The organism is Halothiobacillus sp., from assembly GCF_028710545.1.
Classification (GTDB): Bacteria; Pseudomonadota; Gammaproteobacteria; order Halothiobacillales; family Halothiobacillaceae; genus Halothiobacillus.
Genome location: NZ_JAQTTX010000040.1, coordinates 1 through 24,590, shown reverse-complemented (window position 1 = coordinate 24,590; position 24,590 = coordinate 1). Strand labels below are relative to the sequence as shown.

Sequence of the window (24,590 nt, the reverse complement as noted above, 5' to 3'; positions counted from 1 at the left end):
GTGCCGAGTTGGCCGATGGCGGCGCCGAGTTTGGCGAGCGCAGTGTAGGCATTCAATGCGTTCTGGGCGAGTGTGACTTCGGCCGTTGCCAGCGTGGACTGAGCTGTCAAAAGATCCTGAATCGTGGCGTAACCGACCTTATATTGTGCCTGAACTGCCTTGAGCGCCTCGCTGGCATTTTCAACCTGGACACGTGCGCTGGGAATCGCAACCACTGCACCACGGAAGGCGTAATAGCCCTGCCACACCGCCAGTTCGGTCGATTGGTAGGTTGTGTCGCGGTTGGCTTCTGCTTCTGCCAGCTTGGCGCGCGCCTGTGCCGATTGGTAGTGCTGGTCAAAACCGGTGAACAGCGGCACGGAGAGCGTTAAGCCGATGCTGTTGGTTTGGGTCCGGCCCAGGCTCTGCTGGAAGCGCAGACCTTGATTGGCGCCCAGCGAAATACTGGGCATGCCGGCTCTTTCGGTTTGATCGAGCGTGGCTCGGGCCTGTGCCACCTGTGCCTGCGCATTCTGCAAGTTCGGATTTTGTGCAATCGCCTGTTGCAGCAGTGATTTTACATTTGCGTCGAGATTGGGATCGATGCGGGTTTGCAAAGGGGCGAGTCTTAACTGTGTGTCGACAGGCAAGCCGACGGCACTGGCCAGCGCGCCCTCGTTCTGGAGTCGGGTCTGTTCGGCTGTTGCCAGCGTCCCCTGCGCCTGCGCCAGTGCGGCTTTTGCCTGATACAAATCACTGATGGTGGCCTGCCCGGAGCGGTATCTGGCCTGAGCCGCATCCAGTGCCTTCTGGGCCGTTTTCACCGATTGTTTGTCGACGTCGACCAGCACCCGATCCGCTAACGACTGGTAATAGGCCGCGGCAACATTGGCCAGTACGGTTTGCAGCGTTTGGTCATTGGCGAATCGTGCCGCCACAAGACCGGCTTTTGCCGCTGCAATCCCTGCTTCGCGCTGGCCGAAGTCGTACAGCAACCAGGACAAGCTCAGATTGGGCGCAAATATCCGCTGAGTAGGGATACTAAAACCGGTGGATGTGGTCGATTGAGATTGTTGTGCCGAGGCGTTCAACGTCAATTTGGGCAGCCAGGCCGCTTCAGAAATACCCACGCTGGCCGCCTGGGCACGCAAACTGGCCCACGCCGAGTGGGTCTGGGGATTGTTTGACAGGGCAAGCGCGGTCAGTTCGGCAAGTGAGTATTCGTGCCTTGTATCTATCTGTTGCTTCTGAACGGTCTTCGGGGCGGGAATGGTATAGAGATCCGCCAGTTGCGCGGCCTCTTTACCCGGGTGCGTGGGCAGGTGGGTGTTCACCCCGAAGGGATCATCAAACGAATTCGCGTAAACGTTCGAAAAACCAAGCGAGCCAAATGCAATGGCCAAGCCCAAAATCGCGCTTTTGACTCTTAGCGGTTGGTTGTCTGGTGAAAATATTGCGGGCCGAATGCGCAAGAAAATTTCCTTTTGTTGCCGGATAAGGTAATAAAAATAATTTTCCGTAGCGACGTCGAATTGAGTTTCGAAAACGTCGCAGCGGAGTTTAGTCCGGTTTTTGCTTGATGTGGTTCAGTCTTGCGGATTGTTTCGAGATAAATCAGTGACGGTAGTCGCGTCGATCATCATCATACCGACCGGGGCCATGATCATGGCGACGTCCATCGTACCCTCTGTCATCTCGGCCCTCGCGGTACATCGGATACCGTGGCGCCCAGTACGCCCGCTCACGATAGTGGTGATGACGATGTGCCCACTCGCCTCGATTCCATACCCAGCGATTGCGCCATTCCCAGTGCCCCGGAACCCATAAGGCGCCGTGGAATGGCGCTCGCCCGATTATTTCATGACGCGGCGGTGGCATCGGTCGACCTTGATTGATCCCAATAAAGATTCCAGCCGAATAACCCGGTGCCAGCACGATCTCAGCCGGGGCGGCTGCGGCATAGCCACTGAAGCCTAGACCGCCGAGTAGCAAACCGGCCATGAGCCCGATTTTGCGTAAACGCTGTACCGATGGGTTTTTTTGATTGTGTGTTTGCTTCATTTTGCTTTCCTTCCTGTTGATTGAGTGCACAGAGGTGTTGGGCAATCAATGCCAGCGTCCATCACGCCGGTGCCAGTCGTCGTGATCACGATGTCTGCGTCCGTGCCCCCAGTCTGCCCGAGGATAGGGCGGGCGCGCCCAGTAGCCACGATGCGAATACCATCCATCACGCCATACTCGGTTTCTAGGGACCCAGAGCGCGCCTGCGAACGGAGCGATTCCCACCGCAACGCGTGGTGGTGGCGCTGCGTAACGAACCACCGGGCCGGTAACGACAGTTTCGCTGGTGTAGCCATAACCGTAACCTGCGGGATAAACCGCGCAGCCACCCAAGCCCAAACTGACACCAGCAATACCGAGCAAGACGGTCCGTTTCAGGACAGCTGCGTAATGATTGAATGGAAAAGTGTTCATGCTGCGTTCTCCTGCTTGAGGTTCATAGCAAGGTTAAGATGGACCGTGTATCAAAAACAGGAACATTTGGTTAATCAAGTGTAACCAAAAGTGTACAAAGCAAACATTGCTCCAAAATGTTGATAATAAAAGTCTATTTTTATTTGATCTGGGGGTTGCTTTACTTGATGTAGCCTTGAAAACCTTATCCTTGGGGTTTTTCGCAGTACCCTTGAAGATGTGTGCATTTGTGCAGACCTTCCCAGGGACGAATTCGGTTTGATGCCCCGCGTTTTGGTCTGCGCCGTCCATGCAGTAAATAATGTCTGAATGGCAATGGGGTTATCTGAAAATAGAGACAGTTTTTACTCCCTCAGCCGCGCTTCGCGAAATGCAGATGGCTCCGGGGTAATGGCCTCAAGTTACTGATTGCCGCAATCTTTTTGCGTGATACCATGCCTCGCTGTGGCTTTTTCAATCGCACACCCTTGTCGTACTCCTACCCTTCATGAAACTCCTGCGTCTGCTTCGACCAATTGTTGTTCTTGCTTTTGTGCCCGCGCTGTTCGCGCTTTCGGGCTGTTCTTCCTCGCCCACGGTGCCCTTTTATTCGAGCGATAGCTTCGGGAGCGACAGCCCCTATCAAAAACACGTGCCAGATGGCGCCGCTGCTGCCTGTTCTGCGGCTGAACGGACGCTGCTTGGTGACGGTTACATTATTGATGGAGACAGCAGCAAAGGCAGTTTCAAGGGGCGTAAGGCCTATCGGATTGACGGTAATCGCAGTTCGTTCATAGAAATGAATATCGTCTGTCTGTCCGATTCGACGGGAAGTACGATTTACGCCAATGGCGTGAACTCGACCTATGACCTGAAAAAGGCGTCCAGCTCGGCGAGTGTCGGTGTTTCCATATTGGGATCGGTTTCGTTGCCGATTGGGCAAACGGTCGATTCCATGGTCAAAGTGGCCAACGAGACCATTACGGATCGGGTTTTCTATCAGCGGTTTTTCGAGTCTGTGGAAAAGAACCTCGTCAATGTACGTGTTGAAATCCAGTCAAAGCACAAGGAGGACGAGCTGCCGACGTCGGTAGTGCCTGTGCTCCCATCGATGACCACACCGGTTCCGCCGACAGAAGCCGCGCCTGCGGCACCGGCCGTTCCCGCCACTGAACCTACACCTGAACCCACACCCAAACCCCAAACCAGTGGTGATCTGGCGACAGCACCAGCCACGTCCCGATCTGCTCCCGTTCCGAGTGCATCCCCGGTTCCTGTCGTGAATCCGTCTCCTGTTCAGAATTCAGTGGAAACGGCACCTGCGCCTCTCCCCGCGATCGAGTCCACATCGGTGCCAGCATCCAGTAGCGGCCCGGTGACAACACCAGTTATACCCGAGCCGACTGCCATTCCGGATTCCTCTGCGGCTCCCATCGTGACGCAAACGCCAACCCACGAATCGACGCAGACGGCACCCACACCATCATCGACATCCGCTTCGCCTGCACCCGAATCTGTTGTTGTACCAGCCTCGATTCCGGATACCACCGTGCAGCCCGTTACATCGACGGGTACAAATGCAGTGAAAACGACTGCTCCCTGAATCGTCTGTTCCATCCCTCCACACACGATGAATATTTCTTACCGTTATCGGGTGAACCATGGATTTACCACCTACGCTGACAACCGACCACGATGGGCGTCCTCGCTGTGCCTGGTGTGCTGCTGCACCCGAGTTTCCGGAATATCACGATAATGAATGGGGCTTCCCTGTCGATGATGATGTCCGGTTATTCGAAAAGGTCTGTCTGGAAGGGTTTCAGGCCGGTTTGAGCTGGCGCACGATCCTCGTGAAACGCCCGGCATTTCGAGATGCGTTCCTTGATTTCGATTTTCATCGAGTAGCACAATTTACCGAGCAAGACGTTGCCAAGCTGATGTGCAATCGGGGCATTGTGCGACATCGGGGCAAGATCGAAGCCGTGATCAATAACGCAAGGCGGGCAATTGAAATGGTGCAAAACTACGGCTCGTTGTCTGCTTTTTTCTGGCGTTATGAACCCGATCCGATTCAATTGCCTGAACCGCAAACGGTGACGACTTGCCCTGAAGCCATTGCCTTGTCCAAGGATCTGAAAACGCTGGGCTGGAAGTTCGTCGGTCCGACGACCCTGTTCGCTTTCATGCAGGCGATGGGGATGGTCAATGACCATGTGTACGGATGCATCACTCGAAATGCGGTGGAAAAAGCCCGTTCGGAATTCAAACGTCCCGGCTGATTAAAGCAATTCCACCTTGGCCGTACCGTTCTGGCGGTCAATGATCAATTCCAGTTCACAATATTCAGGCAGGATGTTTTCGGGCGTCGGATCATCGACGCAGCTGCAGCCTGTAATAATGCTGGTGTACTGGACACTCAAACGCACGAGCAAATGATCCCCCTGCGCTTCGGTGTGCAGTACGCGCACCATCAGGTCGTCATCCAGCGCCACGCTGCCTTGGGTGAGGCCTTTTTGCAGTGGCAGAAATCGAGCACCCAGTCGGGTCAACGTGTCGATCAAAGTCGCTGCAAACCGGGGCGTATCCCAGGCTGCAATAGCGGATGCGAATGGCGGCTGAGAAGACGATTCTTGCGCGATAGGGTCCATGATTGTTTTCGCTCCCGGTTAATTTAATTCTCGAATGCCTGCCGTCATCCGGGTTCTATACCTTAATAGGATCATGCGGATTCGTCGGTGGATGCTCCTTGGGTTTTGGCGGCCTGTGGTTTTTTACGCCGACTGACCTTTTCACTCAAGGTTTGCGTGAGCTCGAAAAACATCGGGATGAACAGAATGGCGATGTAGGTCGCGAAGATCATGCCGCCGACGATGCCGGTACCCAGAGCGTGTCTGGCGCCTTCACCCGCGCCGCTGGCCAATGCCAGTGGCAGCACGCCCAGTATGAACGCCATCGAGGTCATGATCACCGGGCGGAACCGGATGCGGGCGGCGGCCACGGCAGCTTCGGCAATCGTTTTACCTTCGGCATGGATTTTGGCGGCGAATTCGACGATCAAAATCGCATTCTTGGCCGACATGGCAATCAAGACGAGCAGGCCGACCTGAAAATACACATCAATATCAAGGCCGCGCATCCAGTTCGCCAGCAGTGCGCCCAGCACGGCAAAGGGGATGGCTGTGATGACCGCCAGCGGGAGCGTCCAGCGTTCGTACAGGGCGGCCAGGATCAAAAACACCATGATAATGCCAAGACCAAATGCGATTGCTCCCGATTTGCCCGCGGACAGTTCTTGATAAGCCGCCCCGATCCAGCCCAGTTGGAAATTGCGCGAAAGCGTGCTTGAGGCCACTTCCTGCATGGCTTTGAGCGCCTGGCCCGATGAATAGCCGGGTGCGGGATTACCCAGGATTTTCACGGCCGGGAAAATATTGAAACGGTTGACCACATCCGGCCCGCTGGTCTGGTGCAGTGTGACCAGTGAGCTTACCGGAATGAGCCCGTCGTTTGCACTGCGGACATAGACCTGTTGCAGATCGTCCGGCGACACGCGATAGGGCGTATCCGCGGCCTGGTTGACCTGAAAGTTGCGTCCGAACAGGGTGAAGTCGTTGATGTAGCCCATGCCGAAGGTCGATTGCATCGCCGTGAAAATATCCTTGACCGGCACGCCGAGCGCATAGGCTTTATCCCGATCCACCACCGCTCGATACTGCGGAATATTGAATTCAAAAGTCGTGCGCACCCCGGCCAGTTCCGGCCGTTTGTTGGCTGCGGCAATCAGATTTTTTGCGGCGGTATTCAACGCATCAAGGCCACCGTTGCCCCGGTTTTGCAGGTACAGCTCGAAGCCGCCGGTCGTGGAAATGCCACGGATCGCGGGCGGAACGAACGAGAAGACCTGTCCTTGCGGAATATGCCGTGCTTCGCCGGTAATTTTCTGCGCGACGGCTTGGACGCTCTGGCTGGCCAGGGGGCGTTCATCCCAAGGATTCAAGCGTGTGAAGGCGACGCCCGCATTGGGCCGCGAGGTGTCGGCCAGTAAATCCCGTCCCGCGAAGGCGACGGTAGAATAGACGTTCGGATCGCGGGTGATGATGTCGCTCAGTTCATTGCGCACGGTGCTGGTCCGATCAAGACTGGCGCCCGGTGCCAACTTGATGATCGAAATGAAAAACCCTTGATCTTCATTCGGAATCAAGCCCGTTGGCGAGTGACGGAACAGGAAAAGAGCGGCAACAATCACCCCGGCAAACAGCATCAAGCCCAGTGGCCAGGCCCTGAGAAAGAAATGCACCAGACCCATGTAGGCATTCGTCAGGCTGCCAAAACCGCGATTGAATACACGAAAGGGCAGGGCGGGCGGCTTGTCTTCATGTTTTTTGAGAAGCACGGCGGTCATGGCCGGGGTCAATGTCAGCGCCACGACGGCGGACAACACCACCGAGATCGATATGGCAATCGCGAACTGACGATACATTTCCCCCGATAGCCCCGGAATGAACGCTACCGGAATGAATACGGCAAGGAGCACGAGGGTGGTCGCGACAATCGGGCCGGTCACCTGATGCATGGCCTTGATGGCCGCATCGCGGGCGCTGAGCATCTCCTCGCGCATCAAACGCTCCACGTTCTCGATCACGATGATCGCATCATCGACCACGATGCCGATGGCCAGCACAAAGCCGAAGAGCGTCAACAGATTGATCGACATGCCCGAAAGGAATAAGCCCGCCAATGCACCGATGAGGGCGACCGGGATGGCGATCAGCGGGATCAGGGTCGCCCGTGGTTTTTGTAGGAAGACGAAAATGACCAGAACGACCAGAACCATCGCCTCGAGCAGCGTTTTGAGCACTTCTTTGATCGAGATGCGCACAAAGTCGGTGGTATCGAGCGGTATTTTGTAGGCGAGGTCGCCCGGGAAGCGGGTCTGGAGTTCTTGCATCCGGTCGCGGATGGCCGCGACAGTTTCCAGGGCATTGGCTCCCGGCGCCAAAAAGACACCGATCGGCACGGTGGGCTTGCCATTGAAGGTGGCATTGAAGCCGTAAGATTTCGAGCCCAATTCGATACGCGCGACATCCTTCAGGCGCAGCGTGCCGCCGTCTGGGTTGCCCCGCAGGATGATGTTGCGGAACTGGTCCACATCGGTGAACCGGCCGTCGGCGGTAATGGTATAGGTAAAGCCAGAGCGCGAATCATTCGGTGCATCGTTGAATTTGCCTGCGGCGAACTGGGCACTCTGCGCCTTGATGGCATTGCCGACATCGGTCGGTGTCAGCTTGAAATGCGCGAGTTTGGCCGGATCGAGCCAGATGCGCATGGAGTAATCCTGTGCGCCGAACAATTGGGTGTCGCCCACCCCTTTGATGCGCTTGATTTCATCGATGATGTTCAGCAGCGCATAGTTGGAAATGAACTTGGTGTCGAACTGGCCCTTTTCCGAGAGCAGGGTGATGACCATCAAGATCGCATTGCTCTTTTTCTGCACCACCACGCCTTGATCACGCACTTCCTGCGGCAACTGAGACAGAGCCTGCTGCACGCGATTGTTGACATCGATGGTGGCCTGATCGGGGTCCGTGCCGTTGGCGAAGGTGACGGTCAGTGCCATCGTGCCCGCATCGGAGCTGTTCGAAGACATGTACAACATGTTGTCCACGCCATTGATGCGTTGCTCTAGGGGCGCGGCGACCGATTCGGCGATCGTGGCGGCATCGGCCCCGTTGTAGGTGGCCGTCACCTGAACGTCGGGCGGCACGATCTGGGGGTATTGCTCAACCGGTAGCCCGGTGAATGCCGCCGCGCCAGCGAGCGTGATCACCACTGCGAGCACTGTGGCGAAAATGGGTCGGTTGATGAAGAAGGTCGAAATCATAAGGGATTGTCCAGTGCGTCTCGGTCAAAGGGCGGCTGAGGTTGTCGTTATTTTTTAACGGATTTCTCTTTACCGGCTTTGTAGGGTTCAACCACGATATCGGGACGTAATTTGACCAGGCCGTCGGTCACGATCCGCTGTCCTGCGGATAATCCGGATTTGATCACTTGCCCTTGGTCGCTCATCGGGCCGAGCTCGACCGGTGTCAAGGTGATTTTGTTTTGACTGTCCACGGTATACACCGCATGACTGCCGGGGCGAATGCCACTGGTGAGTGCTGTTTGCGGAACGATCAGCGCCGCGTCGAGTTTGTCCACCGCAACGTTCACCCGAACGTATTCATTGGGTTGAAGCGTCTGATCGGGGTTGGGAAAAATCCCCCTTAGCGTGATGCTGTTGGTGTTGGGGTCGATGCTGACCGCTCGATAGTTCAACTGGCCCTCCACCCGTTTGCTACCGTCGGCACCATACAGCAGTGTCGCCGGGATGGGGTGGTTCGGTCCGGGCTTGAGCGCGGGGCTGTCGGCGTAGGGGTTATCGGCCGAGGTCGTGAGGATGACTTGAATCGGATCGATAGCCTCGATTTGCGTCAGTTTGTCTCCGACGTTGACAAGATTCCCCACTGCGACCGTGCGGCGGCCGGCGATTCCGGCGATCGGCGCATTGATTCTTGTATAGTCGACATTGATCTTGGCGGCCACTCGCTTGGCCTGCGCCACCTTGACCGCGGCTTGTGCCATCTCTAATGCCGACTGGGCATCGTCGCGCTCTTTGACACTGGCGACACCCTTGCTGAAGAGGGTCTTGATGCGATTCCAGTTGCGTTGTGCAGAGTTAAGGGCGGCTTCGGCCGAAGACTGATTCGCGATCGCTTCGTTCAAAGCGGCCACATAGGGTTTATCGTCAATGACGAACAGCGGCGTGTCCTTATCGACTTTCTGGCCTTCCACGTAAGCGCGGGTTTTCAAAATTCCGGACACTTGGGCACGGACGTCGACCTGTCGCTCCGCTTGGGTGACGCCGCTGAATGTCTGATCGATCGTCACCGATGCCGTTTTGACCGATTCGATGGGCACGATCGGCGGCGGCATTTTCTTGCCGGGAGCGGTTTCGGCCCGGGCGTTCACCGTGCCCAGCATCAGACTGGCGGTGATCAACAGGGTGAGGGCGGGGCGGATATCGATTTTTGAACGTAATTGGGCACTGGCCATGGGGGCTCCGGTTGATTCAGTTGCTCAGGATGGGGCATGGCCTCAACCTGAGACAGGTTCTGTCCGTGGGCTTTGCGTACCTGCCGACCGTCTGATTCCACTGTTGCGCTGAGCAGCGAAAAAACCCGATCTCACAGAGACTCGCTCATAATTTTTGTTCATTGTTCAGTTAACCCATTTCCGGACGCTCGTTTGCTCCCCGATGGGTCAATGTTCCCGGAGTTGCTGTTCGGGTCACCGTTTGGGAGCCCTATCGGGAAATTCGTCGTCTTGAATGGTTAACTATCTATCAATTTAGCATGTTTTTCTGAAAATTCTCGAAGCGGTACTTTGATCTAAAAAATCGACGAATCCTTCAATGACGCCACACAGCCGGATGGAACCTTGGGGGGTACATGGTCTATAACATTGCGGAAGTTTTGGTGCAGCCGTTAGACTGCATTCGTCATTGCATGCCGCCCGATCGATCGAACCCGAATAAAAAACATGAAAAGGACAGCCAACGATGAATACATCACCGCACAAAACATTGACGCACTCGCCTTTGTTTCGGGCGGAAGACCCTCAAACGGTGAATCGTTGGCGAACCGCCGATGACCGGGTGATGGGCGGCGAATCGGTGGCACATATGGCGTGGGAGAACCAAAACGGGAAGAACCCCGAAATGGAGCAGGGCCTGTGTTTGCGCGGCCGCGTGTCGCTCGCCAATCGAGGTGGTTTCATCCAGATCAAGTGGCCCGTGACGGCTAGCGATCTTGTCAACATCGATGGCTATACCGGTTTGTATATCCACGCCATGGGCAATGGCGAAGCCTATAACCTGCATCTGCGCACCCGATGGCTCTGGCTGCCTTGGCAGTCTTATCGCCAGACATTCCACGCGCAACCCCAACCGCACTACCACTACTTTCCGTTCGATGCCTTCGAGCCCTACAAAACAGCCACACCCTTCGCGCCCCGCCAGCTCAAGACAATTGCCGTGGTCGCCATCGGCCGCGCGTTTACGGCGGATGTCTGCGTGCGCGAAATGGGTTTTTACACGCGCCTTGGCGATACGTTGGATTAGGGTCGTCCGTGTCCCGGCTGCTTTACTCGCGCCTGCGACCAGGCCGATGCGCTCTTGCCCTCATCCGCGCTCGCTCTGGCGGCGATGCCCGCATGAACGCGGCGATAGTCACCGACCGGCTGGGCGCCTTCATCACCCAGTTGGGTCAACCCCTGGCCTGTTTGGATATTGAGACCACCGGCAGCCATACCGAGCGGGATCGCATCACCGAAATCGGCATCGTGACCCTGCATCCCGACGGCACGCAAAGCGACTGGTCCTGCCTGATCCATCCCGGCTGTGCCATTCCCGCGCGCATCACGACGCTCACGGGCATCACGAACGAGATGGTTGCCGATCAGCCGGCGTTCGCTCATCGGGCGCGGGCACTGCTGGAACGGCTCGAAAACCACATCGTCATCGCACACAATGCCCGATTCGATCTGGGTTTCTTGAAGCAAGCGTTCCGGCGAGAGGGCATCCGGTTCAATTCGCCGGTGTTATGCAGCGTCAAAATATCGCGCCAGCTGTTTCCCAAGGAACGACGACACAATCTGGATGCGGTCATGCTGCGGATGGGGCTCTCCTGCGCCGCGCGGCATCGTGCATTGGGCGATGCGGCGGTGGTGGCGGATTTCATCACCACGCTGGCCTGCACGCGTGGCGAGGAATTGCTGGCGGCCTGTCGCCCCGTTCTGATCGACCGAATCGACTGATCGAGGCGTAAGCAAATCACAGCATTTTGACGCGCATGCCCTATATTCGATCAAGATCGCAAGGATGAGAATTCTAAGTAAATGCTGATTTATTCCATCCTTGGAATAAATCAGCGCGCTCATCGCGGTATACGCCCGCGATGGCGCTCACGAATCAAAGACTTACGTCTTTGTTCGTGTTGGGGCATCCTGCCCCAAGCGGGAAGCACTGAATAAATCAGCGCTTCCCTAAGGGATGAAATCGTATCAAGGATTTCTGCGAAATGACCTGCGGGGGGACGTTCCCCGTAATAAATTTGCTCAATAAAAGTTATTTCAGATCCTTTTCAAATCTTAAGATTTCCGCCGGTTTTGGCAAAATTGACTCGGCCGAATTGAGTACGAAATCGTGAAATGCTTGTGCAATGGGTGACATTCGCTTGCCCGTGCGATAAACCAGATACCATTTCTTCATGACCGGAAAGCCTTCGACATCGAGGATGGCAATCCGATTCAGTGCCAGTTCCAATTCAAGCGCGTGCAGCGAGATGATTCCCAATCCCAACCCCGCCATGACGGAATGTTTGACCGCTTCGTTTCGGCTCATTTCCATCGACGTGTTGAGTTGCATGTTGCGTTGTTCGAAGAAGTCTTCCACCGCATTGCGTGTACCCGAGCCTCGTTCCCGAAGAATAAAGTTTTCTTCCATTAACCGACTGATGGGAATGTTCTTTTCCTTCGCGAAGGGGTGATCCGGGCGGGAAAATACGACCAAGGGATTGTTCATGAAACACTGCGAAGTCAATTCCAGGTTATTGGGCGGGCGTCCCATGATCGCCATGTGCGGTATGTTTTCTTGCAACTCAACGAGAAGTTCTTCGCGGTTTGTGACCTTAAGGTGGACTTTCGTACCGGGATGAAGCTTGACGAACTCGGCAAGCAGATACGGCGCAAAATATTTACCTGTACTGGTGACGGACAGTGACAAGTTGCCGCGTTTCACGCCCTTCATGTCGTCAAAGACCGATTCAATGTCGCGAACCTGTTGCGCGATGCCGCGACTGAATTCGTACATTTCCTTTCCAGCTTCGGTCAGGTAGATCTTTTTTCCCAGTTGCTCGAAGAGCGGCAGTCCGACTTCTTGCTCCAGTTGTTTTATTTGAGTCGAGACCGCGGGCTGAGTTAAGTGAAGCTCTTCGGAAGCACGTGTAAAACTGGCATTCCGGGCTACTGACTCCAATAAGCGCAGCTGGCGAAAGGTTATTTTCATTGGCTTTATCTTTGTTTGTTTAAAAAACGTCTATTAAGTTTTATGGATGATTACGGTAATTATTATTAATTATCAATATAGATTCGGCTTCCGTATATTCCAAATCAAGGGCGGGTTCTGTGGACGCCCAATCCTAATGATTAACAGCTGAGCATAAGGAATCAATCCATGAACCAAGATAGTACAAGCACGAACTCCGAGAAACTCTCTAACCGTGATGCCGCGTTGGCTCGGAGAAGAGCGCTGTCTCTTTACGGTAAAAAAGGCCTGCCAGCAAGCGAGGCAACGCGTAACCCCACCCCAAGCGCCAAGCCGACCAGCGCCAGCAAGGTAGCAGAAACATCTTCTGCTCCGGCCCCCACGTCGGTTGCGACTCAGAAGGCCAGCACTGCTTCTGCGAGTGCCGAACCGCGTGCTTGCAATTGCGGGAATCAAGCGGCTCAAGAAGTCAAAACAACGCCGCGCGTATCAAATCCCGCCCCGATTTCCGCGGCTCAGCAACGCCGGATCGATCAATCACTGTATGGACGCGGGAACAAACCCCCGGCACGTCCTTGCGGCCGTGTCCCGAGGAAAGTCAATTTCGGCACAACGCTATCAGGTGCCCAGGTCAGCGGTAGCCAGCTTGAGCGGTCTGCTGTCATTACAGGCAACGAATCCGGTAGTTGCCGCACGATCACCGGCACCGAGTATATCGGGACTGAGCAATATAACGAGTTTTGCACCACGAAACCATCACCATCTCCAGCGAAGGTCAGTACGAGCAGCACAAGTCGCGGCGGCCGTGTAACGGGCACCGAGATTGGCCGTAGCCAGAAAGTTTCTGGCGATGAAACAGGCACTTGCTCACGCGTTACCGGTACCGAATATCTGGCCGCCGAACAAACACGCACATTCTGCGGAACATCACCTGAGCCGCATCATGAAAAATCCGGCTTTGGCATGACCGCTCTGAAAAACAAGATCAGCGGTACCGATTTGAATCGTAGCGTCGAGGTTACAGGCGGTGAAACCGGTGCAAGTCGTGTCATCACCGGTAGCGATTACACCGATATTACGGCGTTGCGCGCCAAAGCCGACGTTGCGCCGAAGAAAGTCGAAATTACCCACACCAGTGCGGGCGGTACAGTCAGCGGAACCGTCGTCGGTCGCTCTGCGAAAGTCTCCGGTTCTGAAAAAGGGGCGTGCGAACGCATTACCGGCTCAGATTATTTGAGTAGCGAGGAATTCTCCTCCTTTTGCCGCGAGCAGCCGTATCAGCCGCCTGCAAAAGTAGGTGTATCGCCCACACTTAAAGGCCAGAACGTATCAGGTACGCAACTGGGTCGCTCATACAGCGTGACTGGCGATGAATACGGCGCGTGCAAACCGGTAACCGGCTCGTCCTATATCGGCGCGGATCAATATGCCAAGTTTTGCGCAGACCGGGAAGTCACCGAAGCGAGTAACCGGATGCAGCGTGCCCAGTACGTGATTCCGGCAAGTCGTCAATCGACGAACGCCACCGATGCGCCTTCGGATACTGTTCGTAAAACCCAGTCTGGCGGCTTTTCTATCGTCTCGCCTGCGCACTCGTCTCAAGACGTTACCCAGCGGATTACCGGCAGTGCCTATGGTGGCACCGATCGAATCACCGGGTCACTCGCACGGGCCACCGGCAAGGTTTCAGGTACGCCTGAATTTCGTTACCGCGATGGCGTTCAATCCACTGTTGAAGCCATGACAGAGGAGGCAAAGGAACGCGGCCCGGAGCGCATTACCGGTGAAGGTCGCGAACGCAACGTCACAGGCGATGCCTGGGATCGTGGCGACCGGGTCACCGGTACCGAAGGTTTGTCGGCTGCACGCCGCAATCCGACCTGGCGTGGCGAGATGCGCCCTAGTGGTCCATCACGCAGTGCACGGGAATTCCGCAAGGCTGAGCAGCCGGAAGCCAAGCCAAGTCGTGTCACCGGTTGCAGCGGCAGCAGCATGACTGGTGCAGCGGTCACGATGTCTGGCGGCGCACGCGGCTAACCATTTGATATTACGGAGCCCATTATGGATACCCGCCATCGCCTGAAATGTCAGCCTAAGCCGAGAGCCCCGATCGGGTTGGCGACAACCGTTCGAGCAGAGACTGTTCAGCACAGCAGCATTCCGAACTGGCCTCAGCGAGTCAGTTTCTGCCCGCCGGGTTTCGCCGAGGATCGATACGGCGAGTGCGTCAGCACGAAGTGTGCTCCAGGCGCTCATCCACTGGCCGACTTGAAGCAGAACGAGCGTCTTGCCGAGTATGAATGTCTTGTCAAAGCAAGCTTTTCAAACATCGTACCGACGCTGAAGCAGATTGCTGCACTGCGGCTAGAAGCAGACTTTGAAACCCGCGCGCAGGAAATTGCACGTGACCGTCTGGGCTTTGATCTGGATGAGTCGGTTCTGGCCAATGCCTGGATCGCTCCGCTTGATATGAAAAAGCTCTACGGCAGCAGCGTGCTGAAGACGTTCTGCAAACTGGCACAGGAAGATGTCCTGCAACAGGACAGTTCCAACGAAGCTGAAGAAGTTATCCGTTTTTTCATCGACTGCGGTTTTCATGAAGTCAATGTCAGCGCCTGTGCTGATGGTCGGCTCAAAGGATTCATCAATTACATCCTGCGCCTGCCCCAGGAAGCGGTACCACGGCATCAGTTCTACGCGGGCGCCTTGTTCGATGTCGAAGTGAACATCAAACAGTGGAAAGCGACAGAGTTGCGTCGATTCCGCGAAGGTTTGCCGACGACCACCGATTCGGGAACCCGATATCTCAAGATCGCCGCGTACCACTTCAGCGGTTCGGATCCTGATCATGAAGGCTGTCTCGCGCACGGGAGTTCGGATGTTAAGGCCAAGCAGGAGGCGCTCGATCGGTTGCGTGCATTCAGCACCGCGATTGAAAACGGTTTCTGCTGCGGAGCTTCAGTCGCCACGCTGTTGATTGGCGTAGACACGGACAACGATGCCATTCGTATTCATGTACCTGATGCCAATGGCCACATGAGTCTGGATTGCTACATCGACAACATGGCCTTGTATCAAGAGACAGCTCATCTGACCAAGCTCGAAGCACAGTGGAAATTGAATGCCGTTGTCGAGGAAACCGCGCGCCAGTTCCAGCGCAGTGCGCCAGAAACAGGTATGCGTCGCTTGATCAAGCAGTTGCTTATCAACAACTTGTCCCAGATCGACTACGTTTGCCAGTACCACAATGGTCGTTATGCGGATGTTGGTCATGCGGAGTGGTTTATTAGCGTCGGTGATGGCTTTGAAGAAGTTCATTTGCGCAACCTTGCCTATTTCAGCTTCATGCAGACGCTGGAAGAAAGCGCGGCAGACATGGATGTGGGTATCAATATCTTCACGCGGCTGAACATTGCCAAGGGCTTGCCCGTACCGGTAGCCATTCACTACCGCTATGACAATCGGGTGCCCGGCGCCAGAGAGCGTGCAGTGGCACGCTGCCACCGGGTCAAAGCGGCGATCTCGGCACGCTATCCGGAACTGATGGACAAAGGATTGCTGGTTTTCGGCATGAGCGTACAGGCAGAGCAGTCCGGGAGTGCCCTCGAAACCGTTTCAGATAACGACCAAAAGAACCAGGCCTATCGAGGGTTATGAAATGAAGATCATGCGAGTGGAAAAAACGCTTGTGTCGACCAATCGCGTCCGTGAACTGGGTCACCGTCCTTTGCTGGTGGTTCGAGAAAAGAGCGGTGGGACGCCAAGTGTTGCTGTCGACGCCATTGGTTGCATCCCGGGGGATTGGGTCATTTGCGTTGGGAGCTCCGCTGCTCGCGAAGCGGCGGGCAGCAAGGATTTCCCGAGTGACCTGACGATCGTCGGAATCATTGATCACTGGCAGGAGAGTTGAGATGGAAATCATGTGCGTCGTTTCTGAACTGGTCGCAACACGCCGGATTCCTGGACTCTCCAGGAGCTCACTTCGAGTGCTGGCAGATACGAAAGGGAAGATTTCGGTAGCGGTCGATCCTGTCGGTGTACCTGCGGGGAAATGGGTTTTTACGACCGGAGGCTCCGCTGCACGAAGCGCCACGGGTGATAAGAGCATCCTTACGGACTTAACCATATGCGGAATTATCGATAACTGGAGTGCGGAGGAAACCATCATCAAAACTTCTGAGAATGTTAATTAAAACTTTGTTTTTAAGGAGAAAGAAATGGCTACAGCTATTACAGGTATTGCTTTGGGCATGATCGAAACCCGCGGTCTGGTTCCTGCGATTGAAGCAGCGGACGCGATGACCAAAGCGGCGGAAGTTCGTCTGGTCGGGCGTCAGTTTGTCGGCGGCGGTTACGTCACCGTTCTGGTTCGTGGCGAAACCGGTGCCGTGAACGCGGCGGTTCGTGCCGGTGCCGATGCGTGCGAGCGCGTCGGTGACGGTCTGGTTGCGGCGCACATCATCGCCCGCGTCCACAGCGAAGTTGAAAGTATTTTGCAGAACACCACTGCAGCCGCTTGATTTACTGAAATTAATTGCGTTTAGGTTAGGAGAAAGAAATGGCAACAGGTATTACAGGTATTGCTTTGGGCATGATCGAAACTCGTGGACTGGTTCCTGCGATTGAAGCAGCGGACGCGATGACCAAAGCGGCGGAAGTGCGTCTGGTCGGGCGTCAGTTTGTCGGCGGCGGTTACGTCACCGTTCTGGTCCGTGGCGAAACCGGTGCCGTGAACGCGGCGGTTCGAGCCGGTGCCGATGCGTGCGAGCGCGTCGGTGACGGTCTGGTTGCGGCGCACATCATCGCCCGCGTCCACAGCGAAGTTGAAAGTATTTTGCAGAACACAGCTGCTTGATTTACTGAAATTAATTGCGTTTAGGTTAGGAGAAAGAAATGGCAACAGGTATTACAGGTATTGCTTTGGGCATGATCGAAACCCGCGGACTGGTTCCTGCGATTGAAGCAGCGGACGCGATGACCAAAGCGGCGGAAGTTCGTCTGGTCGGACGTCAGTTTGTCGGCGGCGGTTACGTCACCGTTCTGGTCCGTGGCGAAACCGGTGCCGTGAACGCGGCGGTTCGTGCCGGTGCCGATGCGTGCGAGCGCGTCGGTGACGGTCTGGTTGCGGCGCACATCATCGCCCGCGTCCACAGCGAAGTTGAAAGTATTTTGCAGAACACCACTGCAGCCGCTTGATTTACTGAAATTAATTGCGTTTAGGTTAGGAGAAAGAAATGGCAACAGGTATTACAGGTATTGCTTTGGGCATGATCGAAACTCGTGGACTGGTTCCTGCGATTGAAGCAGCGGACGCGATGACCAAAGCGGCGGAAGTGCGTCTGGTCGGGCGTCAGTTTGTCGGCGGCGGTTACGTCACCGTTCTGGTCCGTGGCGAAACCGGTGCCGTGAACGCGGCGGTTCGAGCCGGTGCCGATGCGTGCGAGCGCGTCGGTGACGGTCTGGTTGCGGCGCACATCATCGCCCGCGTCCACAGCGAAGTTGAAAGTATTTTGCAGAACACAGCTGCTTGATTTACTGAAATTAATTGCGTTTAGGTTAGGAGAAAGAAATGGCAACAGGTATTACAGGTATTGCTTTGGGCATGATCGAAACCCGCGGACTGGTTCCTGCGATTGAAGCAGCGGACGCGATGACCAAAGCGGCGGAAGTTCGTCTGGTCGGACGTCAGTTTGTCGGCGGCGGTTACGTCACCGTTCTGGTCCGTGGCGAAACCGGTGCCGTGAACGCGGCGGTTCGTGCCGGTGCCGATGCGTGCGAGCGCGTCGGTGACGGTCTGGTTGCGGCGCACATCATCGCCCGCGTCCACAGCGAGGTTGAGAGCGTACTGTCTGCCGAAGGCAATGCCATCAACTGCTCCAGGATGAATTAAGCCATTCTCTAAGAATGACTGATAGCCGTTCTAGGAGTGGTGGCAGGACATTTGGATGCCGGGTTGACTGAATAAATCAGCACTTCCCTAAGCGATATGTCCTGAATGATGTGTACGTACTGTCCGTATCACGAGGCGCCGAGGAGCACAATTATGCAGGAACATGATAATCCGATCCCCGATTGGACCAGGCAAGATCTGCCACCGATGTTGAGTCGACGATTCGAATTCGAAAGCTATTCCGCGACGCGCGCTTTTTTGGATAACGTCGCGAAAATTGCCGAATCGGTAAAGCATTATCCGAATCTGAGCTTTGGCAAGACCTATGTCAGCGTCACATTGGACGAGGGCGGTAGCAAAATAGGCTCCGAATCGGTGGCGTTGGCTCAGAAGATCGACGCACTCCTCTTGAATGAAGGCAAGTAGTCTCATGAGCAGCTTGCGCCTTGCCATTGTGAACCAGAAAGGCGGGACGGGGAAAACGACCTTATCCGTCAATCTGGGCGCCGGATTCAGCCAACGTGGCACCACCGTGTTGCTGGATGCTGATCCACAAGAATCAGCCGGTCACTGGGCAAAAGTCAGCGGCAACGACGGCGACCTGCCACACATCGAAGGCGTTGTAGCGGGCGAGGTGCGTGAACGCATCCAGCATCTATCTGATGCACACCGGTATGTGCTCATCGACTGTCCACCGCATCTGGATTCGGACATTCTGCGTAGTGTGTTGTCTTTCGTGGATATGGTCCTGATTCCAATACAACCTTCCCCTCTGGATGTATGGGCAAGTATCGGCATGGCGGGCGCCGTGCAGGAAGCGCGAGTCAGCAATCCTGATCTGCGCGCGTACATGGTCCTCAATCAACAGGATCATCGCAACGCACTTTCGCGATCCATGCATGAGGCACTGGCTGATTTTGAAATCCCGGTGCTCAGAAATGGCCTGGCGCGCCGCGCCGCTTTTAGAAGTGCTGCACTGGAAGGTTGCAGTGTTTATCGACTGGGCAAACGCGGTTCCAGTGCCGTGAATGACATAGAAGCAATTATTGAAGAGGTTTTAGACTTATGACGACAGTAAGCAACAAGCTGACAGCCGGACTCGATAAGGTGCGCGAAACCAAACCAACCGAGGCGCCGGCAATCGAAAAAAGCACTCAGCCAAAATCTCCGGTACGTCGCAAACCGGAACCGCCCAAATCGAGTGGGGCCCAGACTGCGGATGTCGAACAGAAACAGACTATCCCAGCCGCTCGTGTTTGGCCTGATTGATTGGTTAAGTGTGCCAACAATCGCAATGCATTGGTTTATCAACGGTTATAAAAAAATCTCTGCCATGAGGTAAAAGGGCGGGGATTTTTGAGGCAGCGCGAAACTGTGCCGCCTTCAATGTTCGATTGGAAATTCCTTGCCCATTACATTTGACCGCGGTTCCCAAATGCTTGCGATATATCAGGGTGTATTCAGATGCCAGAAATTGCCCCAGCTTGCCAACCACGACTATTCGCCCGTGGTCGACAAAAGTCTCTCGGTATCGTGCTTCCTCTGAGCTTGGTACACACTCATTAGAGGATTCCTTCAGATGACACAGGAACTTGCCACGCTTTCCAGGAAACTCCTGAGACATGCTTCGTTGCGGCAAATAGAGGTTTTCGAATCGGTAGCGCGACTCGAAAGTTTTACCCGTGCCGCGGCGGAATTGAACCTGACCCAACCGAGTGTATCTGCACAGGTTAAAAGCATGTCGGAGGTGATAGGGCTGGATTTGTATGAACAAATCGGCCGGCGCATCTATTTGACCGAGGCGGGGCAAATCGTGCTACGTGGCTGCCGCGAGGCAATGGATGCGCTGGCCAATATCGAAATGTCTCTGAATGACTTGAAAGGATTACGCAAGGGGAGGTTGCGGCTTTCGGTCATTACCACTGCCAAATATTTCGCGCCGGTCGCCCTGGGTTATTTTGTGGAACAATATCCGGATATCGAATTGGAACTGATCATTTCCAACCGGGATACCCTGATGAGGCGGATCGAGGAAAATGCCTCCGATCTCTACATCATGGGGCAGGTGCCGCAAAGCCGGATTGATCTTGAGGTGATACCCTTCGCGCCCAATCCCTTGCTGGTAATCGCCCACCGCAGCCATCCACTTGCAAATGCACGGAACATTCCGCTCAGTAGGATCGCAGAAGAGTCCTTCATCATGCGAGAACCCGGCTCCGGGATTCGGCATAAAACAGAAGAGCTGTTTGCTCGCCACGGGTTGTCGATCAAGACTCGACTCGTGCTCGATGGCAATGAAGCGATCAAACATGCAGTGGTCGGGAAGTTGGGACTGGCTGTGGTCTCCGAGCATGCTCTGAATATTGAAGGCGTCGGTGGACCGCTGGTGAAACTCGATGTGCAAGGATTTCCGTTGGAAAGTTACTGGAGCATCGTGTACCCAAAAGGCAAGGTACTTTCCGTACTGGCGCGCAAATTCCTGTCCTTTTTGAAAACACACGGCGGCGATTATCTTAAAATTGGTTGAAAACCATTATTTGGATAATGAAAACGAGTTTGAAACCAGTCGGTTTGCCCGAAATTATGTCGGGCTAATTTTTTCTCAATGAAAGCTGAACGAACTGCAATTCGAAGTATTCCATATCGGCGGATAAACGATGGATCTTTGAAGTCCGGCTGAAAAAACTCAATTTCCATTGAACACAGTCTTTACTTGCATAGAGATTGGCCTATGGAAAAAATTCGAATAATTTCAGGTATCTTGGTTTTATTCTCAGTCGTATCGGGATAATTTCATTTATAAACAATGGGCTGTATGGGTCATTTTGAAAATAAGTAGCTAACCGGGGTTCTGTTTGCTCCATTTATAGATTTTGCCCTATGGTTGGTCGGGTAAAATCGAATTATACATAGGGTGAAATGGCGCTTATCTTCTCAGACGTAGGGTAAATGAAATAAGAGATGTGAGGATAAGACGATGACCTCAGAACTACTGTCTAATGCTACTGGGCTGATGTTACTGGCCATGCCGGTAACAATGCTCGCTTTCTCGCTTCCAAGTGCCCGCACGGGTGTGGATGCCGCCCTGATTTATCGCCGGCGCGTGGCATCAGCCACCTTGATCGCGTTTGCACTCGCTCTGGCTTCTGTGCTGATGTACGCCTCCGGGTCGCGCAGTGATGTATTCATGCCGGCGATACCTTTGCCCGGCTTGAATGGAAGCATCGATCTGCATGTCTCGATTGCCGTCAATGGTATGACCTTGCTGTTGGCTGCGCTGGTCAGTTTTGTATTAATGATCATTGCGCGATTCAGCATTCAGTATCTCGATGGCGATCCACAGCAGGCCCGTTTTTTCCGTTTGCTGGGGTTTACCGGCGGCTGGTTCCTGTTGGTGGTTATTGCCGGGAACATGGCATTGTTTACGATTGCGATCCTGATTACCGGCTTTACTCTGCATCGGCTGCTGGGATTTTATTCTGAGCGGCCCCGCGCCATCATGGTCACGCATAAGAAATCGATTTTCAGCCGCACGGCTGACGCGCTGCTGATTATTGCCACGGTGCTTATCGGTCTGGAAGTTGGCAGTCTGGAATTCTCGGCGATTACCGCGTTTGTGCAAAGCCATGAACAGTTGCCTCTCCAGTTGCACATTGCCGCTTGGTTGATCGTGCTGGCAGCCATTCTCAAGAGCGCGCAGTTTCCCTTTCATGGCTGGCTGATCCAGGTCATGGAAGCACCGACGCCCGTATCGGCACTGATGCATGCCGGCATCGTCTATAGCGGGGCGATCATCGTGCTTCGTACCAGCAACCTCTTGGTCGCCGACGGCTATGCCCTCGTTCTGTTGGCTGTTGTGGGTCTGACCACGCTGGTGATTGCTTCGCTTGTCATGTTGACCCAGTCAGCCATCAAGTCGTCACTGGCCTGGTCCACGGCTGCCCAGCTGGGGTTTATGTTGCTGGAACTCGGCCTAGGCCTGTTCGCTCTAGGGTTGCTGCACCTCGTGGGGCACTCGTTATACAAGGCACATGCATTTTTGTCTTCGGGGGGGATTGCCGATCAACTGCGCCAGCCCAAGATTTTCAAATATCGCCCTGTTTCCCTGGCAGCGTGGATGATCACCTTCCTGGGTAGCTTGTCGATCGTTCTAGCATTGGTCATCGGCATGGGATTGCGCTTGCAGGATGAACCCACGCTGCTGGCTTTGGTCGTCATCATCGCGCTGGCTACCGCGCAACTGGTGCTCAAGGTACTGAGTTATGGCACCGTCGGGGAGGTTGTGACGGCTATTTTTACCGCGACGGCCATGTCTGCAATCTACTTTGTCTTGCATGGGTTGTTCATGCACGGTTTCGCACAGGAATTGGCACCGCTGCCCTCCAAGGTCTCACTCCTGAACTGGGGCCTGATCGTGTTGACCATCGCCGGATTCGTCGCCGTGGCCTGGTTGCAGGGGCCGGGGCGTGAACGGATGGCGCGCAGCAGTCAGACGGCCTTGTTTATCCACTTGTATAACGGGTTATACGTCGATCGTTGGGTAGAGCGTTTGTCCTATCGTTTGTGGCCGGAAAAAGTAGGGCGCATGACCCGGATGCCGGATTCTGAATTAACTCGAAAGTCCCGTTGTACCAATGATGCCCAAGTCTGAGCCCAGCTCGTGAATTGCTAAGGAAACCATGATGAGTACCTCAACGCACATATCTTCACGTCAAAACCCGCAGGCTCTTTTGTCATTGATCGAGGAAACCTGTCTTAAAATCGCGCCTGTCTGGCCACTGGATTCCTTTGTGGCCGTCAATCCTTATCTTGGACTGATCGATCGGCCTTTCACGGAAGTCGGAAACTATCTGGCCGAAACCACAGGCGAATACCTGTACATGGATCGAGCGTGGTTCGCCAAGAAAATCATCACGGGGGAGATCAAAGTTTCGGATCTGACCGAGGCCGCAAACCAGCTCAAGTGTGATGTCGATGTCAACACCATCAAGCAGGCGGCGCAGTGCGAACCGACCCCGAAAAAGCCGCTTCCGCTGCTGGCCCTGGAACTGAACCGGCGTGATGCACCGCCGTTTCTTGCTTTCGTCACCGATCAGATCAGCGGCTATCTGGCTGCGCATTATGACCGCGGGCAGGCGCTGTGGCATATGCCATGCGAGGCGGAAAAACGTCTGTATTCCTCATGGCGGCAATACACCTTGATCGACCGTTCATCCGGCGCGGCCGGGCTCAAAGGAGTGCGAAAGAACCTGCTTTGCGTTCCTGAACATTCGGAAGATGCCCTGAGCTGGGCGCTGGCACAAATAGACCTGCCCGAAGAGCAGCTGGCCGATTATCTTTTTGCCACACTGAAATCAATTGGTGGCTGGGCAAGCTACTGCCGTTATCTGCTCTGGCAGGCTGAACTGCAGGGCGAACAAAACGATGACTTGCGGGATCTGATGGTAATTCGTCTGGTTTGGGATGCCCTGATCCTGATGGAAATGGACGAACCTACGCGCCAGCGGTGGCGGTTGAAGATGTCTGAATGGCAGCGACAAAGGGGTTTTCAATCGAACGAAGAAATGCCCATCGACGAGATTCTGCTCACAGCAGCGGAAATATCTTTTCGTCGCAAGGTGGCGAGCGGCTTGAAATCTAACCCCGAGGGTGTGCCTGTCGCAACCCCGGCAGTACAGGCGGCTTTTTGCATTGATGTGCGCTCAGAAGTCTTCCGGCGGCATCTGGAAGCCAGTATGCCCAACCTGGAAACCATCGGCTTTGCCGGGTTCTTTGGCGTGCCGGTTGAATATTGCCGCCTCGATGAGTCTTACACTCGAACCCACATGCCGGTATTGCTCAAGCCGGTTTTTCGCGCCCAGCAAGTGGGCGACAAGGCCATTGCTGAACGGCAACACGCGCGCTTGAGCCGGACTGCGACCTGGAAGCAGTTCAAGCTCTCGGCGGCATCCTGTTTTACCTTTGTTGAGTCGGCAGGGCTGAGTTATGTGCCACGATTGCTTGCCGATACCTTGGGCTGGCACCGGCCATCCTTGCCACCTGATGAGGCCGGGCTGACGGCCAAGGAGCGATCCCAGCTTCATCCGGCGTTGATTGGAGCCAATGGCGGTGCGCTCAGCGAACAGGAAAAAATCAAACTGGCAGAAGGCATGCTGCGTGGACTCGGATTGATCGATCGGTTCGCCC

The 24,590-nt window shown here is 55.0% G+C and carries 25 protein-coding genes; 18 read left to right on the top strand and 7 right to left on the bottom strand.

Annotated elements, in window-relative coordinates; genetic code table 11:
* From PHD44_RS09075 to PHD44_RS09065, 3 genes are all read right to left on the bottom strand, one after another.
* Positions 1 to 1,313, bottom strand: a 1,313-nt coding sequence (locus PHD44_RS09075) for a TolC family protein (protein WP_300190657.1), incomplete at its 3' end; no start/stop codon positions are given.
* A 280-nt stretch (positions 1,314 to 1,593) separates the two neighbouring features.
* On the bottom strand, positions 1,594 to 2,040 hold the full coding sequence (locus PHD44_RS09070) for a hypothetical protein (RefSeq protein ID WP_300190654.1): 447 nt from the start codon (positions 2,038 to 2,040) through the stop codon (positions 1,594 to 1,596).
* 45 nt (positions 2,041 to 2,085) lie between these two features.
* Positions 2,086 to 2,454: a hypothetical protein gene (locus PHD44_RS09065; RefSeq protein ID WP_300190652.1), complete on the bottom strand. Its 369-nt coding sequence runs from the start codon at positions 2,452 to 2,454 to the stop codon at positions 2,086 to 2,088.
* Between the two features lie 487 nt (positions 2,455 to 2,941).
* Between PHD44_RS09065 and PHD44_RS09060 the strand changes: the two genes are divergently transcribed.
* Positions 2,942 to 4,036: a DUF2242 domain-containing protein gene (locus PHD44_RS09060; protein ID WP_300190650.1), complete on the top strand. Its 1,095-nt coding sequence runs from the start codon at positions 2,942 to 2,944 to the stop codon at positions 4,034 to 4,036.
* A 58-nt stretch (positions 4,037 to 4,094) separates the two neighbouring features.
* Complete coding sequence (locus PHD44_RS09055) at positions 4,095 to 4,712, top strand: DNA-3-methyladenine glycosylase I (protein ID WP_300190647.1); 618 nt, start codon at positions 4,095 to 4,097, stop codon at positions 4,710 to 4,712.
* Here PHD44_RS09055 and PHD44_RS09050 read toward each other — a convergent pair whose 3' ends face one another.
* The 3 genes from PHD44_RS09050 to PHD44_RS09040 all read right to left on the bottom strand — a co-directional run bounded on the left by PHD44_RS09050 (position 4,713) and on the right by PHD44_RS09040 (position 9,525).
* Entirely contained in the window at positions 4,713 to 5,081 is a 369-nt protein-coding gene (locus PHD44_RS09050; protein WP_300190644.1) for a hypothetical protein, read from the bottom strand.
* 71 nt (positions 5,082 to 5,152) lie between these two features.
* Complete coding sequence (locus PHD44_RS09045; protein ID WP_300190660.1) at positions 5,153 to 8,311, bottom strand: efflux RND transporter permease subunit; 3,159 nt, start codon at positions 8,309 to 8,311, stop codon at positions 5,153 to 5,155.
* A 50-nt stretch (positions 8,312 to 8,361) separates the two neighbouring features.
* Positions 8,362 to 9,525, bottom strand: coding sequence for an efflux RND transporter periplasmic adaptor subunit (locus tag PHD44_RS09040; RefSeq protein ID WP_300190641.1), 1,164 nt, complete (start codon positions 9,523 to 9,525; stop codon positions 8,362 to 8,364).
* Between the two features lie 505 nt (positions 9,526 to 10,030).
* Here PHD44_RS09040 and PHD44_RS09035 point away from each other — a divergent pair.
* Entirely contained in the window at positions 10,031 to 10,591 is a 561-nt protein-coding gene (locus tag PHD44_RS09035; protein WP_300190639.1) for a CIA30 family protein, read from the top strand.
* Between the two features lie 92 nt (positions 10,592 to 10,683).
* The gene (locus PHD44_RS09030; protein ID WP_300190637.1) at positions 10,684 to 11,286 is read left to right on the top strand and encodes a PolC-type DNA polymerase III; all 603 of its coding nucleotides are present in this window, start codon (positions 10,684 to 10,686) and stop codon (positions 11,284 to 11,286) included.
* A gap of 310 nt (positions 11,287 to 11,596) precedes the next feature.
* Here the strand turns inward: PHD44_RS09030 and PHD44_RS09025 are convergent, their stop codons facing one another.
* Complete coding sequence (locus PHD44_RS09025; RefSeq protein ID WP_300190634.1) at positions 11,597 to 12,535, bottom strand: LysR family transcriptional regulator; 939 nt, start codon at positions 12,533 to 12,535, stop codon at positions 11,597 to 11,599.
* 168 nt (positions 12,536 to 12,703) lie between these two features.
* On the opposite strand from PHD44_RS09025, the gene PHD44_RS09020 reads away from it, so the two are divergent.
* From PHD44_RS09020 to PHD44_RS08955, 14 genes are all read left to right on the top strand, one after another.
* Positions 12,704 to 14,551 carry a CsoS2 family carboxysome shell protein gene (locus PHD44_RS09020; RefSeq protein WP_300190632.1) on the top strand — a complete coding sequence of 616 codons (1,848 nt, stop codon included), beginning with the start codon at positions 12,704 to 12,706 and terminating at the stop codon, positions 14,549 to 14,551.
* 24 nt (positions 14,552 to 14,575) lie between these two features.
* Entirely contained in the window at positions 14,576 to 16,171 is a 1,596-nt protein-coding gene (locus tag PHD44_RS09015) for a carboxysome shell carbonic anhydrase (RefSeq protein ID WP_300190629.1), read from the top strand.
* A gap of 1 nt (position 16,172) precedes the next feature.
* Positions 16,173 to 16,424 carry a carboxysome peptide A gene (locus PHD44_RS09010; RefSeq protein WP_300190627.1) on the top strand — a complete coding sequence of 84 codons (252 nt, stop codon included), beginning with the start codon at positions 16,173 to 16,175 and terminating at the stop codon, positions 16,422 to 16,424.
* 1 nt (position 16,425) lies between these two features.
* Positions 16,426 to 16,707, top strand: a complete 282-nt coding sequence (locus PHD44_RS09005; protein ID WP_367182023.1) for a carboxysome peptide B — start codon at positions 16,426 to 16,428, stop codon at positions 16,705 to 16,707.
* A gap of 24 nt (positions 16,708 to 16,731) precedes the next feature.
* Entirely contained in the window at positions 16,732 to 17,034 is a 303-nt protein-coding gene (locus tag PHD44_RS09000) for a BMC domain-containing protein (RefSeq protein WP_300190624.1), read from the top strand.
* Between the two features lie 38 nt (positions 17,035 to 17,072).
* A complete protein-coding gene (locus PHD44_RS08995) occupies positions 17,073 to 17,369 on the top strand; it encodes a BMC domain-containing protein (protein ID WP_300190619.1) in 297 nt (98 codons plus the stop codon).
* 38 nt (positions 17,370 to 17,407) lie between these two features.
* Complete coding sequence (locus PHD44_RS08990; protein ID WP_300190621.1) at positions 17,408 to 17,710, top strand: BMC domain-containing protein; 303 nt, start codon at positions 17,408 to 17,410, stop codon at positions 17,708 to 17,710.
* A 38-nt stretch (positions 17,711 to 17,748) separates the two neighbouring features.
* Entirely contained in the window at positions 17,749 to 18,045 is a 297-nt protein-coding gene (locus tag PHD44_RS08985) for a BMC domain-containing protein (protein WP_300190619.1), read from the top strand.
* 38 nt (positions 18,046 to 18,083) lie between these two features.
* Positions 18,084 to 18,404, top strand: coding sequence for a BMC domain-containing protein (locus tag PHD44_RS08980; protein ID WP_300190616.1), 321 nt, complete (start codon positions 18,084 to 18,086; stop codon positions 18,402 to 18,404).
* Positions 18,405 to 18,557: 153 nt separating this feature from the next.
* Positions 18,558 to 18,830: a 4a-hydroxytetrahydrobiopterin dehydratase gene (locus PHD44_RS08975; protein ID WP_300190613.1), complete on the top strand. Its 273-nt coding sequence runs from the start codon at positions 18,558 to 18,560 to the stop codon at positions 18,828 to 18,830.
* 4 nt (positions 18,831 to 18,834) lie between these two features.
* A complete protein-coding gene (parA, locus tag PHD44_RS08970) occupies positions 18,835 to 19,473 on the top strand; it encodes a ParA family partition ATPase (RefSeq protein ID WP_300190610.1) in 639 nt (212 codons plus the stop codon).
* Positions 19,474 to 19,983: 510 nt separating this feature from the next.
* A complete protein-coding gene (locus tag PHD44_RS08965) occupies positions 19,984 to 20,931 on the top strand; it encodes a LysR family transcriptional regulator (protein WP_300190608.1) in 948 nt (315 codons plus the stop codon).
* Between the two features lie 450 nt (positions 20,932 to 21,381).
* Positions 21,382 to 23,055, top strand: a complete 1,674-nt coding sequence (locus PHD44_RS08960) for an NADH-quinone oxidoreductase subunit L (protein ID WP_300190605.1) — start codon at positions 21,382 to 21,384, stop codon at positions 23,053 to 23,055.
* Between the two features lie 31 nt (positions 23,056 to 23,086).
* A partial coding sequence (locus PHD44_RS08955; RefSeq protein WP_300190602.1) for a putative inorganic carbon transporter subunit DabA occupies positions 23,087 to 24,590 on the top strand: 1,504 nt, incomplete at its 3' end.

Coding starts and splice junctions, on each gene's coding strand:
- PHD44_RS09070 (WP_300190654.1), bottom strand. CDS start 2,040: ATGAAGCAAACACACAATCAAAAAAACCCATCGGTACAGCGTTTACGC.
- PHD44_RS09065 (WP_300190652.1), bottom strand. CDS start 2,454: ATGAACACTTTTCCATTCAATCATTACGCAGCTGTCCTGAAACGGACC.
- PHD44_RS09060 (WP_300190650.1), top strand. CDS start 2,942: ATGAAACTCCTGCGTCTGCTTCGACCAATTGTTGTTCTTGCTTTTGTG.
- PHD44_RS09055 (WP_300190647.1), top strand. CDS start 4,095: ATGGATTTACCACCTACGCTGACAACCGACCACGATGGGCGTCCTCGC.
- PHD44_RS09050 (WP_300190644.1), bottom strand. CDS start 5,081: ATGGACCCTATCGCGCAAGAATCGTCTTCTCAGCCGCCATTCGCATCC.
- PHD44_RS09040 (WP_300190641.1), bottom strand. CDS start 9,525: ATGGCCAGTGCCCAATTACGTTCAAAAATCGATATCCGCCCCGCCCTC.
- PHD44_RS09035 (WP_300190639.1), top strand. CDS start 10,031: ATGAATACATCACCGCACAAAACATTGACGCACTCGCCTTTGTTTCGG.
- PHD44_RS09030 (WP_300190637.1), top strand. CDS start 10,684: ATGAACGCGGCGATAGTCACCGACCGGCTGGGCGCCTTCATCACCCAG.
- PHD44_RS09025 (WP_300190634.1), bottom strand. CDS start 12,535: ATGAAAATAACCTTTCGCCAGCTGCGCTTATTGGAGTCAGTAGCCCGG.
- PHD44_RS09020 (WP_300190632.1), top strand. CDS start 12,704: ATGAACCAAGATAGTACAAGCACGAACTCCGAGAAACTCTCTAACCGT.
- PHD44_RS09015 (WP_300190629.1), top strand. CDS start 14,576: ATGGATACCCGCCATCGCCTGAAATGTCAGCCTAAGCCGAGAGCCCCG.
- PHD44_RS09010 (WP_300190627.1), top strand. CDS start 16,173: ATGAAGATCATGCGAGTGGAAAAAACGCTTGTGTCGACCAATCGCGTC.
- PHD44_RS09005 (WP_367182023.1), top strand. CDS start 16,426: ATGGAAATCATGTGCGTCGTTTCTGAACTGGTCGCAACACGCCGGATT.
- PHD44_RS09000 (WP_300190624.1), top strand. CDS start 16,732: ATGGCTACAGCTATTACAGGTATTGCTTTGGGCATGATCGAAACCCGC.
- PHD44_RS08995 (WP_300190619.1), top strand. CDS start 17,073: ATGGCAACAGGTATTACAGGTATTGCTTTGGGCATGATCGAAACTCGT.
- PHD44_RS08990 (WP_300190621.1), top strand. CDS start 17,408: ATGGCAACAGGTATTACAGGTATTGCTTTGGGCATGATCGAAACCCGC.
- PHD44_RS08985 (WP_300190619.1), top strand. CDS start 17,749: ATGGCAACAGGTATTACAGGTATTGCTTTGGGCATGATCGAAACTCGT.
- PHD44_RS08980 (WP_300190616.1), top strand. CDS start 18,084: ATGGCAACAGGTATTACAGGTATTGCTTTGGGCATGATCGAAACCCGC.
- PHD44_RS08975 (WP_300190613.1), top strand. CDS start 18,558: ATGCAGGAACATGATAATCCGATCCCCGATTGGACCAGGCAAGATCTG.
- parA (WP_300190610.1), top strand. CDS start 18,835: ATGAGCAGCTTGCGCCTTGCCATTGTGAACCAGAAAGGCGGGACGGGG.
- PHD44_RS08965 (WP_300190608.1), top strand. CDS start 19,984: ATGACACAGGAACTTGCCACGCTTTCCAGGAAACTCCTGAGACATGCT.
- PHD44_RS08960 (WP_300190605.1), top strand. CDS start 21,382: ATGACCTCAGAACTACTGTCTAATGCTACTGGGCTGATGTTACTGGCC.